The organism is Methylopila sp. 73B (assembly GCF_000526315.1).
Classification (GTDB): domain Bacteria; phylum Pseudomonadota; class Alphaproteobacteria; order Rhizobiales; family Methylopilaceae; genus Methylopila.
Genome location: NZ_JAFV01000001.1, coordinates 3,457,544 through 3,471,096, shown reverse-complemented (window position 1 = coordinate 3,471,096; position 13,553 = coordinate 3,457,544). Strand labels below are relative to the sequence as shown.

Here is a 13,553-nt window from a genome sequence, read left to right as displayed (position 1 = left end):
ACGATCGCGTCCTGACGGACGCGTCGCCTCAGACGCTCGAGGCGCGTGCTATCGGCGTCGCGCCGAAGCGCGGCGGACGGTCGACCACGATCTCCGCCGACTGTCGCCAAAGCGCAGCGACCTTACGTCTCGAATTCGCCGGCCTTCGCGACCGGCGGCGTCGCCACGTGGGGCGGCTGCCCGAGGTCGACCCTCTGCGGCTTGAGCAGCGTTAGACGTCCGTCGGCGACCCCGAAGCGCTGGATCCAGAAATACGGCCGTCCCATCACCGGCGACGGCGCGGAGACGATGCGGAGGTCGCCGCAGCGGCCGGTCCAGTCGACGTGGCGGTGTCCGTGCATCACCACCACGCGGCGCGCCGCGGGCTTCAGCTGCCGAAGAAACCAGCTGCCGTTGATCAGCGCCGTGCCGATGCGCTCCGACAGCGACCGCGTCGGTCGGGGGTACTCCACCAGATGGTGGTGCAACGCCACCAGCCAGCTGGCCTCGGGATGGGCGCGGATGACGGCGGTCGTCCGGCGCTCCTGCTCCGCGGGGAGCATGCCGAGCGCGTTGGTGAAGGAGAAATGCGTGTCGGCGTTGGAGTTGAGCAGGATCACGCCGAGCCCGTCGGGCGTTTCGGGGAGGCGCACCATGGGAAACGCCTCGTCCCACAGCGTGCTGACGTCGCGCCCGCGCTTGCCGCGGCCCGTGCGCACGAAGGTCGCAAGCGCCTGCCCATGGGGCGCGAGCCACTCCGACAGGGTCGCGTCGAACGTGGCCTTGGCGCCGGCGACGACCACCCGCTCCGCCTGAAGGTCCGCGAGCAGGCCGAGCGCGCGGAGCTCGCGGAGCCGCTTGCCCGGCGAGAACGGCAGGTCGAGCCGGGCGGGGTTCGAGCGGTCCACCACGTTGACGTCATGGTTGCCGGGGATGAACAGCATGCGCTCGCGCAGCGCGGGGTCGAGCGTGTCGAGCGCCTCCAGGAACTCCGCCCATTCCGACGAGCGCCCCGCGTCGGTCATGTCGCCGGTGACCAGCACGAGGTCGAGCGGCTCCGCGGCGTGGGCCCGCGCCAAGGCCTCGAACGTGGCCGCCAGCCGCGCGTTGCCCTGAGGCCCTGCGCGACCGCTCTCGATGCGGAAACCGAAGCGCTCGCCGACGGCGTGCAGGTCGGACAGGTGCGCGACCCGCCAGACCTTTCCGCCGGCCTCGGGGTCGTGGCTCTCCAGCGTCCTCGGCTGCCCCATCGCGGCGTCGGCCGCGCCCCAGGCGAGGGATCCGCAGGCCACATAGGCGCCGAACAATACGACGCTGTTCGCGAAGGACGCGCCAAGCAGGGTGAGCGGGGACGCCAGATCGCCCCAGGAGCCGATCCAGCGGGAATGCGGCCAGGCCAGCCAGGCGGCGGCGCCGGCGAGACACGACATCAGGACCGCCGCCGCGACCGCTGTGACCTGGCCCACCCGCGCGCCGTCGCGCCGGAACCACAGCGACAGCCGCCGCCCCACGAAGTGGCGCATGGCCTCCCGGCACAGCACGAAGCTCGGCTGCACCGCGAGGGCGTTCAGGGACCAGAAGCTTCGTTCGGCCAATCGGAAGGCCGGGCGACCGCCGACGCCCGCGACGATCAAGGCCGCCGCAAGCGCCACGAAGGGCGCGACCCCGCTGAAGGCCTCCAGAGCGGTGCGCGAGACCGTCGACATCCAGGCCGTCGCCGCGAGCGGCGCGACGCCCAGCAACAGGCAGGGCAGCCCGACCAGCAACAGCCAGGACAGGAGCAGCTTAGGCAGGCTGATCTCGACCAGCACCCACCCCGCCAGCGAGGCGAGGGACCAGACCTTGGTGCTCGACGCGTCGTCCTCGACGTCGCCGCGGCGCGGATCGATGAGGGGCGGCATGGGCTCCCGTCGGTGACGGACGCAGGTTGCGCCCTGGGCCGGCCCCCCCCGCCCTCAGACGTCGAGGTTCGCGACGGTGAGGGCGTTGTCCTGGATGAACTCCCGGCGCGGTTCGACGATGTCGCCCATCAGCTTGGTGAAGATGTCGTCCGCCTCGTCGACTTCCTTCACCTTCACCTGCAGCAGCGAGCGGACGTTGATGTCGAGCGTGGTCTCCCACAGCTGGCTCGGGTTCATCTCGCCGAGACCCTTGTAGCGCTGCAGCGTCAGGCCCTTGCGGCCCACCGCGAGCACGCCGTCGACGAGCTCGGACGGCCCGTGCACCGCGTTGACCGCGTCCTTGCGCAGCAGCTGCGGGGTCTCGCCGAAGATCTCCCGCAGCCCCACGGCATGCTCGTCGAGCTTGCGGGCGTCGGCGCTGGCGATCAGCGCGGCGTCGATGATCGCGGCCTCCCGCACGCCGCGCACGGTGCGCGCGAAGGTGAAGCCGTCGTCGCTGACGGTCCCGACCCAGCCGCGCTCGGTCTCCTCGGCCAGCACGTCGAGACGGCCGGCGACGTCCTCGGCCACGCGCTGCGCGGTCGCGGGATCGTTCAGCACGTCCGGCGTCAGCGCGCCGGCGATGGCGGCCTGTTCGACGACCGAGCGGCGGTAGCGCGAGTGGAGGCCGCCCAGCAGCGCGCGGATCTGGCGGGCCTCGGTGATGACGGCGCGGAGATCGGCGCCCGCGCGCACCTCGCCGCTCGCGAGCTTCAGCGACACGCCTTCGAGACCGGAGTCGATCAGGTAGTCCTCAAGCGCGCGCTCGTCCTTCAGGTACTGCTCGGACTTGCCGCGCGTCACCTTGTAGAGCGGCGGCTGGGCGATGAAAATGTGGCCGCGGTTCAGGAGGTCCGGCATCTGGCGGTAGAAGAACGTCAGCAGCAGGGTGCGGATGTGGCTGCCGTCGACGTCGGCGTCCGTCATGATGATGATCTTGTGGTAGCGCAGCTTGTCGGCGTTGAACTCCTCGCGCCCGATGCCGGTGCCGAGCGCGGTGATCAGCGTGCCGATCTCCTGGCTCGACAGCATCTTGTCAAAGCGCGCGCGCTCCACGTTGAGGATCTTGCCCCGCAGCGGCAGCACCGCCTGGAAGGCGCGGTCGCGGCCCTGCTTGGCGGAGCCGCCTGCCGAGTCGCCCTCGACCAGGAACAGCTCGGACTTCGCCGGATCGCGCTCCTGGCAATCGGCGAGCTTGCCCGGAAGCGAGGCGATGTCGAGCGCGCCCTTGCGGCGGGTCAGCTCGCGCGCCTTCTTCGCGGCCTCGCGGGCGGCCGCGGCCTCGACCACCTTCTGCACGACGGTCTTGGCGTCGGCCGGGTGTTCTTCGAACCAGGTGTGCAGCGCCTCGTTGACGAGGTTCTCGACGGCGGGCCGCACTTCGGAGGAGACCAGCTTGTCCTTGGTCTGCGACGAGAACTTTGGGTCCGGCACCTTGACGGAAAGCACGCAGGTCAGCCCCTCGCGCGCGTCGTCGCCGGTGAGCGAGACCTTCTCCTTCTTGGTGACGCCCGAGGTCTCGGCGTAGCCGTTGACCTGCCGCGTCAGAGCCGCGCGGAAGCCGGCGAGATGGGTGCCGCCGTCGCGTTGGGGAATGTTGTTCGTGAAGACCAGCACGTTCTCGTGGTAGCTGTCGTTCCACCACATCGCGACCTCAACGCCGATGCCGTCCCGCTCCGAGCGCAGCACGATCGGCGTCTCGATCAGCGGGTGCTTGGCGCGGTCGAGGTAGCGCACGAAGGCCTCGACGCCGCCCTCGTAATAAAGCTCCTCGCGCCGCACGTCGGCGGAGCGCGCGTCGGTCAGCACGATCTTCACGCCGGAATTCAGGAAGGCCAGCTCGCGCAGGCGGTGCTCGAGCGTGGCGTAGTCGAACTCGGTGACGCCCTTGAAGGTCTCGCCGCTCGGCGTGAAGGTCACTTCGGTGCCGCGCCGACCGTTCGCCGGGCCCACCACGGCGAGCGGCGCGTCGGCCACGCCGTGGGTGAACGACATCTCGTGCTCTTTGTCGTTCTGCCAGATGCGCAGCTTGAGCTTGACCGAGAGCGCGTTCACGACCGAGACGCCGACGCCGTGCAGGCCGCCGGAGACCTTGTAGGAGTTCTGATCGAACTTACCGCCGGCGTGCAGCTGGGTCATGATGACCTCGGCGGCCGAGATGCCCTCCTCGGTGTGGATGCCGGTCGGGATGCCGCGGCCGTTGTCGGTGACGGTGCAGGAGCCGTCCGAGTTCAGCGTGACGGTGACCTCGTTCGCCCAGCCGGCCAGCGCCTCGTCGATGCCGTTGTCGATCACCTCGTAGACCATGTGGTGCAGGCCGGAGCCGTCGTCAGTGTCGCCGATGTACATCCCCGGTCGCTTACGCACGGCGTCGAGTCCCTTCAGGACGCGGATCGAGTCTGCGCCGTAGTCTTCGGCGCCGCCGTTCGAAGCAGTATCGGACATGTCAGGTCTCCTCGCGGTGGGCGTCCGCCGTGGGGGCCGCGTGCGCGGCGGGGGTGGGCGGACAGCGCTGGCGAGCGTCGGTAAAACTCGGCAGGAATCAGGCGTTTCGCACTCCCTATTCCTACCCTTTCGGAGCTGGAAAGGCGAGTTTCGAAGAGGCCGGTCGGCGGGGCCTGTCGATAACCCCGAAGCCTGCTCCAACTAACTGATCAGGATGGCTTTTTTGGGGTCGACCCACCGGGCTCGCGTCAGCTCGCGGCGACGCCCGCGGCGGCTGCGCCCATGGTCGCGCCCGAGATGCGGTTCAGCAGGCGCCGCCCCCGGGGCGAGACCAGCCAGGCGCGGGCGCGCGAGGCGAGCGCCGCATAGCCGCCGATGACGGCGACGAGGACAAGCGCGGTGGCCAGCGCGAGTTCAGCGAAGCCGAGCGCGTCGACCTGGCCGAGGTCGACGATCGCCGGCAGCAGGGCGAGATAGAACACCATGGCCTTGGGATTGCCGATCGTGACCGCGAGGCCGGCGAGGAAGCTGCGCGCCGCCAACATCGGCCGCGCCTCGGCGGCGACCGCGTCGGCCGAGGCCGGAGCGCGCCAGAGCTTCACCGCGAGGTAGAGCAGATAGGCCGCGCCGACATACTTCACGACCAGGAAGACGGTCCCGAAGGTGGCGGCGAGCACGGCGAGCCCGAAGGCGGCGCAGGCGAGCCAGACGACGTCGCCCAGGATGAGCCCCGCGACCATCGGCAAGGTCGCGCGCAGGCCGACGCCCAGCGCCCGCGCGACAATGGCGGCTACCCCGGGGCCGGGCGTGGCGGCGGCGACGAACAGGGCGGCCGAAAAGGTGAGCAGCGCGGCGAAGGTCATGGCGGCGAGATGAGATGTCGGCGTGCGCGCGCCGTCAAGCCGCGCCTGGTGGTCTCACGCCCTGCGTCGGACCTCTCCGTCCGCCACCGCAAACACCGTCGCCCGGCCCCCGAGGTCGGCGAAGGCGGCGGGGTCGGCTCCGGTGAGCCAGACCTGTGCGCCGAGGGCGTCGAGCGCGCCGTAGAGCGCCTCCCGGCGGGCAGGGTCGAGATGGGCCGCGACCTCGTCGAGCAGCACCACGGGCGCCCGGCCGTCGAGACGGGCGACGAGGCGGGCGTGCGCCAGCACGAGGCCCACAAGAAGCGCCTTCTGCTCGCCGGTGGAGCACTTCTCCGCCGGCATGTCCTTGGCGGCGTGGCGCACCAGAAGGTCGCTCAGATGCGGGCCTTCGAGGGTTCGCCCGGCTGCGCGATCGCGGGGACGACCGCGGCCCAGCCGCTCGCGGTAGGCGTCTTCGGCGGCGGTCGCGGAGAGATGGACGAGTTCGGCCTCCACCGACCCTTCGAGCGCGACGTCGGCGGTCGGGAATGGCGACGCCGGGTCTGCGGTCTCGGCGACGAGCGCCGCCAGCCGGGCGACGGTCTCCACCCGCGCGGCCGCCACGGCGACGGCGAGTTCCGCCAGTTCGCGTTCGACGGCGTCCACCCAGCGGGCGTCCGCGCGCGGATCCTCGAGCAGGCGGTTGCGGGAACGCAGCGCCCGCTCGAGCCCCGAGGCGCGGGCGGCGTGCGCGGGGTCCGCGGCGTTGACCAGCCGGTCGAGGAAGCGCCTGCGATCGCCGGCCGGCCCGCGGAACAGGCCGTCGAGGTCCGGCGTCAGCCAGACGAGGCGGAGATGCTCGGAGAACGCCCCGGCGCCCGAGACCGGCGCGCCGTCGATCCGGCAGCGGCGGCCGGGCGCGTCCTGCGCGGGCTCGACGCCCGTGCCGAGCCGGGTCGGGCCGTCCCCGTCGCTGGAGATTTCGGCCGCGACGGCCCAGGAACCGTCGCCCGGCGTGCGCGCGAACTCGCCGTGCGGCGCGCGGCGCAGGCCACGGCCGGGCGCGAGCAGCGAGATCGCCTCGAGGATGTTGGTCTTGCCGGCGCCGTTCGGCCCGACGAGCGCGACCGAGCCCTCGCCGCACGCCAGGTCGAGCGAGGGGTAGGAGCGGAAGTTGGTGAGGCGCAGGCGCGAGACGGCGGCGCGGCTGGGGGCGGTCATGAGAGCGACGGCGCGATAGGCGTTATGGGTCTGGACGCTCGCCACATGAAGCGCGTCATCCTCCGCCTTGATCGGAGGATCCATCTCGGGCGCAGAGCGCCACGTCGGACATGGGTCCTCCGGTCAAGCCGGAGGACGACGAAGCGCTTGAGAAACCGAACGATCGCCCCTCACACCCGCATGGGCATGAGCACGTAGAGCGCCGGGGCGTCGTCGCGGTCCTGCACCAGCGTCGGCGAGCCGGGATCGGCGAGCCGGATGAGCGCGGTGTCGCCTTCGAGCTGGTCGGCGATGTCGAGCAGATAACGGGAGTTGAAGCCGATATCGAGCGGCTCGGCCTCGTAGTCGACCTCGATCTCCTCCGTCGCGTTGCCCGAGTCCGGGTTGGTGACGGTGAGCACCAGCTTGCGGTCGGTGAGCGAGAGCTTCACGGCGCGGCCGCGCTCGGACGAGATGGTGGAGACGCGGTCGACCGCGCTCTTGAACTCGAGCCGATCGACCGTGAGGCGCTTGTCGTTTCCGGCGGGGATGACGCGACCGTAGTCCGGGAAGGTGCCGTCGATCAGCTTGGAGGTCAGCACCACCTGGCCGAAGGACACGCGGATCTTGGTGGGCGAGAGCTCGACCTTGACCTCGCCTTCCGGGTCCTCGACGAGGCGCTGGATCTCGGAGACGGTCTTGCGCGGCACGATCACGCCCGGCATCCCGACGGCGCCCGCCGGGGCCGGCATCTCGACCCGAGCGAGGCGATGGCCGTCGGTCGCGACCGCGCGCAGCAGCGACACGCCCGCGCTGTCGACCGCGTGCAGGTAGATGCCGTTGAGATAGTAGCGCGTCTCTTCGTTCGAGATCGCGAACTGGGTCTTGTCGATCAGGCGCTTCAGGTCGGCCGCGCCGATCGTGAAGCCGGTCGGAAGCTCGCCTGCGGCGAGGTCCGGGAAGTCGCTGTCCGGCAGGGTCTGCAGCGTAAAGCGCGAGCGCCCGGCGCGGATGACCAGCGTGCCGCGCTCGCCGCCCATCTCCAGCGAGACCTGGCTGCCGTCCGGCAGCTTGCGGACGATGTCGTAGAAGGTGTGCGCCGGCACCGTGGTCGCGCCGGGCTGCGCCACCTCGGCGGCCACCGTCTCCACCACCTCGAGGTCGAGGTCGGTCGCCTGAAGCCTGAGGCCGTCGGCTCCGGCGCGAAGCAGGACGTTCGCGAGGATCGGGATGGTGTTCCGCCGCTCGACGACGCGGTGGACATGGGCAAGGGCCTTCAGGAGGGCCGCTCGCTCGAGGGTCGCGCGCATGTGGGTCGTCCCGCTCCGGTGTCGTCGGTGGAGATCGCGCGACGGTCGCAGCGGGGGCGGCGTCGGCGATCGGGAGGCGGCGCGGCGTGGGGCCGCGCAGGGACTGGCGACATTGCCCATGGCCGCGCCTGAAGGCAAGAGCCTGCGCCTGCGACACGGGCCCGGGGGTTGCGCGAACAGGCGGCCGCGCTACGTCGGGGAAACGCCCGATAACCCGAGAACGGCCGACGCTGGCGTTGACGCGCGTCGCCCGCCGAAGACGTGAGGGGCCCGATGCCCAACGTGCCGATCGACTTCACCTTCCTGACCAACCTCGTAGTGGTCTACGGCTTCAACGTCGTGGGCGCGCTGGCGCTGGCGGTCGCCGGCTTCTGGATCGCCGGCGTGATCCACAACGGCGTCCACCGCGGGCTGCTCGCCTCCAAGCGGATGGACGTGACGGTCGCCTCCTTCCTCGCGAGCCTCGCGCAATACGCCACGCTCGCCGTGGCGCTGGTGGCGATCCTGCAGCTCGTCGGCATCCAGGCGACGAGCCTCATCGCGGTCCTGGGCGCCGCCTCCCTCGCCATCGGCCTCGCGCTGCAGGGCACGCTGTCGAACATGGCGGCGGGCGTGATGCTGCTGCTGTTCCGCCCGTTCAAGGTCGGCGACGCCATCGAGGTCGCCGGCAAGGCGGGGACGGTGCGCGACCTCAACCTGTTCTTCACGGAGCTCGCGAGCGGCGACAACGTGCAGGTGCTGATCCCGAACGCGCAGGTCTGGGGCACGGCGCTGACCAACAAGTCGAAATATCCGACCCGCCGCGTGGAGACGACGCTGACCGCGCCGGCCGACCAGGATTTCGAATCCGCCCGCGCTGAGATCGCCGCTTTCCTCCGTGACAACCCGCACACGCTGGCCTCGCCGGAGCCGATCGTGACGCCGACGAGCTACAGCGACGGCGGCGTCGAATACGCTGTGAAGGTCTGGACGCCGGCGAAGGACCTACAGGCGCTGCAGGCGGATCTGGTGCAGTACACCCGCGATCGGGCGCGCGCGCAAACGACCTTCGGCCAGGCCGCCGAGTAAGGCGAGCGTCGGTTAGAACTCGTAGGTCTTCTCGACCCGAGACAACCCTACGAGCGCCCGGGCGAAATCGTCAGGGTCGAACGGCTCGAGGTCGTCGAGGCCTTCGCCTACGCCGATGAAGTGCACCGGCAGACGGTACTTCTCCGCGACCGCGACCAGGATGCCGCCCCGGGCGGTGCCGTCGAGCTTGGTCATGACGAGGCCGGTGACGCCCGCGGTTTTGGCGAAAGCCTCCACCTGGCCGAGCGCGTTCTGGCCGGTGGTGGCGTCCAGCACCAGCAGGCAGGCGTGCGGCGCGTCGGCGTCGAACTTCTTCAGCACGCGCACGATCTTCTCGAGCTCCGCCATCAGCCCGGCCTTGTTCTGCAGCCGGCCGGCGGTGTCGACGATCAGCAGGTCCGCGTCGTCCGCCCGCGCCTTGGCGTAGGCCTCGTAGGCGAGCGCGGCGGCGTCGGCCCCGGTCTCCTTGGAGACGAAGGCGGCGCCGGTGCGCTGCGCCCAGACGGCGAGCTGCTCGACCGCCGCGGCGCGGAACGTGTCGCCCGCCGCCAGCACGACCTTCAAGCCTGCGGTGCGGTATGTCTCGGCCAACTTGCCGATGGTGGTGGTCTTGCCCGAGCCGTTGACCCCCACGACGAGGATCACCGCCGGGCGTGCGCTCTCGGGCGGATCGAGCGGCACGGCGACCGGCGCCAGCACGCGCGCTACCTCCTGCGCCACGATCGCGCGCACGCTCTCGCCGTCGAGCTGCCTGGCGTGCCGCGCCCGGCCCACGGCGGCCGTGACGCGCTCGGCCGTCGCGACGCCGAGGTCGGACTGGATCAGCAGGTCCTCGAGCTCGTCCAGCGTCGCCGCGTCCAGTTTCTCCTTGGTGAAGATCTCTGTGATGCCGCGGGTGAGCTGCGTCGAGGTCTTGGAGAGACCGTCGCGCAGGCGCGTGAACCAGCCTTTGGCCTCGGGAGCGTCGGTCATCGGCGCGAGACCCTGGAGACTGCGGAGACGCCATAGATGCTTCGAGACGCCCACTGAAGCGGGCTCCTCAGCATGAGGGACGACCAGGATGTCAAAACCAAAACCTCCTCATGCTGAGGAGCCATCCGCAGGATGGCGTCTCGAAGCACGCACCCATATCACTCGACCGCCGCAAGCAGCGCGCGGCCGTCGTGGCCCGCGACCGTCACATCCACAAACGCGCCCTTGGGCGCGTCCGTGGCTAGGCGAACCAGCGCGAAGTCCGCGGCGCGGGCGAGGCCCCGGCCCTCCGACAGCGCGGTGAGCCGCCGCCCCACATGGCCCGCGAGGTGGCGGGCGAGCAAGGCCTCTCCCGTCGCGCGCAGGGCCGCGGCGCGGATCTTGATGATTTCGCCGGCCACCTGCGGCATGCGGGCGGCGGGAACGCCGGGGCGCACGGAGTAGGGAAACACGTGCGCGTAGGCGATTCCGCAGTCCTCAAGCGCCGAGCGGGTGTTCTCGAACATCGCGTCAGTCTCGGTCGGGAATCCCGCGATCACGTCGCAGCCGAAGGCGACGTCGGGCCGCGCCCGCCGCATCCCGTCGCAGAACCGCACGGCGTCGGCGCGAGAATGCCGACGCCTCATGCGCTTCAGGATCATGTCGTCGCCGGACTGGAGTGAAAGGTGGAGATGCGGCGCGAGCCGATCCTCCTCCGCAAACGCCCGCACCAGCGCGTCGTCGATCTCGACCGCGTCAAGCGAGGACAGCCGCAGCCGCGGCAGCTCGGGCACGGCGGCGAGCACCGCGCGGACGAGATCGCCCAGCCGCTCGCCGGCGCCGAGATCGAGCCCCCAAGAGGTGAGGTCGACGCCCGTCAGCACCGCCTCTTGCGCCCCGCGGTCCAGCACCCGACGCACCTCTGCGATCACCTGCGCCGCCGGCGTGGAGCGCGAGGCGCCGCGGCCGAAGGGGATGACGCAAAAGGTGCAGCGATGGTCGCACCCGGTCTGGACCTGCACGAAGGCCCGCGGCGCGAGGATGGCGGCGTCCGCCGGCGGCGCGAGGAGCGCCGCGTCCGCGACCGGCGCCACGCGCTCATGTCCTGGAGCCCAGGTCTCGGGCCGGAGCTTGTCGGCCGCGCCGACCACCCGGACGACCTCGGGCATGCTTGAAAACGCCTGCGGCTCGATCTCGGCGCCGCAGCCGGTCACCACGATCTCCGCCCGGGGGTTGGCGCGCGCGGCGCGGCGCACCGCCTGGCGCGCCTGCCGGGTGGCTTCGGCGGTGACGGCGCAGGCGTTGACCACGACGAGATCGTCCCGCCCGCGCGCATGGGCGCGGATGGTCTCGCTGTCCACGGCGTTGAGCCGGCAGCCGAAGGTGATGACGTCGAGGCTCATGGCCCGCGATATGCCGCAGCCGGAGGCAAAAGGCCACCGCCGGGACACGGCTGCGTGCGGCGGACGCAGTCAATCCGCGCGAGCGCCCCATATGACGCAGGGAACACGCGCGCGGAACCACGCGCGCCAGAGCGCGGCGAACGCGCTTCGTCCCGAGGAGACGCTCCTATGTCCGTCCGCCCCATCGCCCTGGCCCTGTCGCTCGCCGTCCTGGCCAGCCCTGTCGCCGCCGCCGAGCCGCGGAAGCTTTGGGAGATCGGCGACCTCCGCCAGCCGGAGTCCGTGCTGCCGGCCAGCGACGGTTTCGTCTACGTCAGCCTTGTCGCCGGTTCGATGACGGAGAAGGACGGCGTCGGCTTCATCGCCAAGACGACGGTCGACGGGCGCATGATCGAGCCCGAATGGGTCAGCGGCCTGAACGCCCCGAAGGGCATGGCGCTGGTCGGGGGCAAGCTCTACGTGGCCGACATCGACGAACTCGTCGAGATCGACGTCGCTTCCGCCAAGGTGGCGAAGCGCTACCCGGCGGAGGGCGCCGGCTTCCTGAACGACGTGGTCGCGACCCCCGACGGCCGCGTCTTGGTTTCGGACACCGCGAAGAACGTCATCTTCGCACTGAAGGACGGCGCCATGACGCGGTTCGCGGAAGGCCTGGAGCTGAACGGACCCAACGGCCTCGCGATCGAAGGCGACCGGCTGATCATCGCCGGCTTCGGACCCTTCGTCGATGGCAAGCCCACCGGCGAGGGCCATCTCGTCGAGCTTCCGCTGGCCGGCGGAAAGGCGCAGCCGCTGGGGAGCGGAGCGCCGATCGGCGCCCTCGACGGCCTGGTCGTGCTGGGCGGCGGCGGGTACCTCGCGACCGACTACCTCAAGGGCCCGCTCTACCTGATCGATGCGAGCGGCAAGCACGAGCAGCTCCTGGCGCTCAGCCCCGGCTCGGCCGACCTCTCCTACGACGCGGCGTCCAAGACCGCCGTCCTGCCGCTGAACCACGAGGGCAAGCTCGTGGCCTACCGCCTCGACTAAAGAACCAGGGCGACCCACGGGAGGCAGCGTCCCGCCGCGTGCGCCTCGACATGTGAGCGTCTGAGCGCTTTAAGCGGCGGACCGCACGTGCACAGGTGGCCCGCCCCATGACCGTCATCGGACCCGACGCGCCCTCGCCCGCGAGCGGCGCGCCCGTCTCTCCGATCGCTTTCCGCCACCGCAATTACACGCTGTTCTGGATCGCCCGGCTCTGCGCCACCTTCGCCATCCAGATCGTGTCGGTCGCGGTCGGCTGGCAGGTCTATGACCTCACGCGCGACCCCTTCGACCTCGGGCTCGTCGGCCTCGTCCAGTTCCTCCCCGCCTTCGCGCTCGTGCTGGTGACGGGGCCCGCCGCCGACCGGTTCTCGCGGCGTCTGATCATGGGGATCTGCGTCGCGGTGGAGGCCGCAGGCGCGCTCGCGCTCGTCGCGCTCACCTTCGCCCACGAGATCTCGGTCGTCTCGATCTTCGCCGTGCTGTTCGTGTTCGGGGTCGCCCGGGCCTTCTTCGGCGCGGCCAGCACCTCGATCGTGCCGAACCTCGTGCCGAAAGAGGCGCTCGCCAACGCGATCACGTGGACCTCCTCCGCCTGGCAGTTCGCGAGCATCGTCGGCCCGGTCGCGGGCGGCCTGCTCTACGGGCTCGGCGGCGCGGTCGCCTACGCCGTGGCGGCGGCGCTGCTGGTCCTCGCGCTCGTTCTCGTCGCCGCGATCCGCGTGGTCCAGCCGCGCCGCGCCTTCCAGGCGAACTGGAGCACGCTGGTCGCGGGCTTCGACTATGTGTTCCGCGAGAAGGTCGTGCTGGGGGCCATCACGCTCGACCTCTTCGCCGTGCTTCTCGGCGGCGCCATGGCGCTGATGCCGGCGGTCGCCCGCGACGTGCTGGACGTCGGCCCCTGGGGCCTCGGCCTCCTGCGGGCCGCGCCCGGCGTCGGCGCGATCGCGGTCGCGGCCCTGCTTTCCGTCGTCCCGATCCGCGACCATGCCGGCCGCATCATGTTCGCCTGCGTCGGCCTGTTCGGCCTCGCGACCGTGGTCTTCGGCCTGTCGACGACGGTCTGGCTCTCGGTTGCGGCGCTTGCGGTGATGGGCGGCGCCGACATGGTGAGCGTCACGATCCGCGAGACGCTGCTGCAGCTCTGGACGCCCGACGAGGTGCGCGGCCGGGTCAACGCGGTCAACATGATGTTCGTCGGCGCCTCGAACGAGCTCGGCGAGTTCCGGGCGGGCGTCACCGCCACGTTCATCGGCGTGATGCCGGCGATCGTCGTCGGCGGCGCGGGCGCGATGGCGGTCGCGGCGATCTGGGCGTGGCGATTCCCGCAGCTCCGCACCGCCCGCGGGCTGGAGCGGCGGGAGGAGTGAGGCCAGCGCGTTTTTGCAC

At 71.2% G+C, this 13,553-nt stretch carries 9 protein-coding genes and 1 pseudogene; 3 read left to right on the top strand and 7 right to left on the bottom strand.

Annotation, left to right across the window (positions count from 1 at the left end; all coding sequences use genetic code 11):
- Window positions 1-122: 122 nt before the first annotated feature.
- The 5 genes from K244_RS0116635 to dnaN form a co-directional block, all read right to left on the bottom strand.
- The gene (locus K244_RS0116635) at window positions 123-1,880 is read right to left on the bottom strand and encodes a metallophosphoesterase (RefSeq protein ID WP_020187419.1); all 1,758 of its coding nucleotides are present in this window, start codon (window positions 1,878-1,880) and stop codon (window positions 123-125) included.
- Between the two features lie 54 nt (window positions 1,881-1,934).
- Complete coding sequence (gene gyrB, locus K244_RS0116630; protein WP_020187418.1) at window positions 1,935-4,364, bottom strand: DNA topoisomerase (ATP-hydrolyzing) subunit B; 2,430 nt, start codon at window positions 4,362-4,364, stop codon at window positions 1,935-1,937.
- A gap of 248 nt (window positions 4,365-4,612) precedes the next feature.
- Window positions 4,613-5,227: a LysE family translocator gene (locus K244_RS0116625; protein WP_020187417.1), complete on the bottom strand. Its 615-nt coding sequence runs from the start codon at window positions 5,225-5,227 to the stop codon at window positions 4,613-4,615.
- A 54-nt stretch (window positions 5,228-5,281) separates the two neighbouring features.
- The gene (gene recF / locus K244_RS0116620; protein WP_024816561.1) at window positions 5,282-6,427 is read right to left on the bottom strand and encodes a DNA replication/repair protein RecF; all 1,146 of its coding nucleotides are present in this window, start codon (window positions 6,425-6,427) and stop codon (window positions 5,282-5,284) included.
- A 170-nt stretch (window positions 6,428-6,597) separates the two neighbouring features.
- Complete coding sequence (gene dnaN, locus K244_RS0116615) at window positions 6,598-7,716, bottom strand: DNA polymerase III subunit beta (RefSeq protein ID WP_020187414.1); 1,119 nt, start codon at window positions 7,714-7,716, stop codon at window positions 6,598-6,600.
- A gap of 273 nt (window positions 7,717-7,989) precedes the next feature.
- Between dnaN and K244_RS0116610 the strand changes: the two genes are divergently transcribed.
- Entirely contained in the window at window positions 7,990-8,784 is a 795-nt protein-coding gene (locus tag K244_RS0116610; RefSeq protein WP_020187413.1) for a mechanosensitive ion channel domain-containing protein, read from the top strand.
- Between the two features lie 12 nt (window positions 8,785-8,796).
- Here K244_RS0116610 and ftsY read toward each other — a convergent pair.
- Together ftsY and mtaB are read right to left on the bottom strand one after the other, a co-directional pair.
- Window positions 8,797-9,747, bottom strand: a pseudogene (gene ftsY, locus K244_RS0116605) (signal recognition particle-docking protein FtsY); the annotation flags it as partial.
- Window positions 9,748-9,914: 167 nt separating this feature from the next.
- Entirely contained in the window at window positions 9,915-11,138 is a 1,224-nt protein-coding gene (mtaB, locus tag K244_RS0116600; RefSeq protein WP_020187411.1) for a tRNA (N(6)-L-threonylcarbamoyladenosine(37)-C(2))-methylthiotransferase MtaB, read from the bottom strand.
- A gap of 168 nt (window positions 11,139-11,306) precedes the next feature.
- Here mtaB and K244_RS0116595 point away from each other — a divergent pair, with 168 nt between their 5' ends.
- Together K244_RS0116595 and K244_RS0116590 are read left to right on the top strand one after the other, a co-directional pair.
- Entirely contained in the window at window positions 11,307-12,167 is an 861-nt protein-coding gene (locus K244_RS0116595) for a hypothetical protein (protein ID WP_020187410.1), read from the top strand.
- Between the two features lie 107 nt (window positions 12,168-12,274).
- A complete protein-coding gene (locus K244_RS0116590; RefSeq protein ID WP_020187409.1) occupies window positions 12,275-13,534 on the top strand; it encodes an MFS transporter in 1,260 nt (419 codons plus the stop codon).
- The last annotated feature ends 19 nt before the right edge of the window (window positions 13,535-13,553 follow it).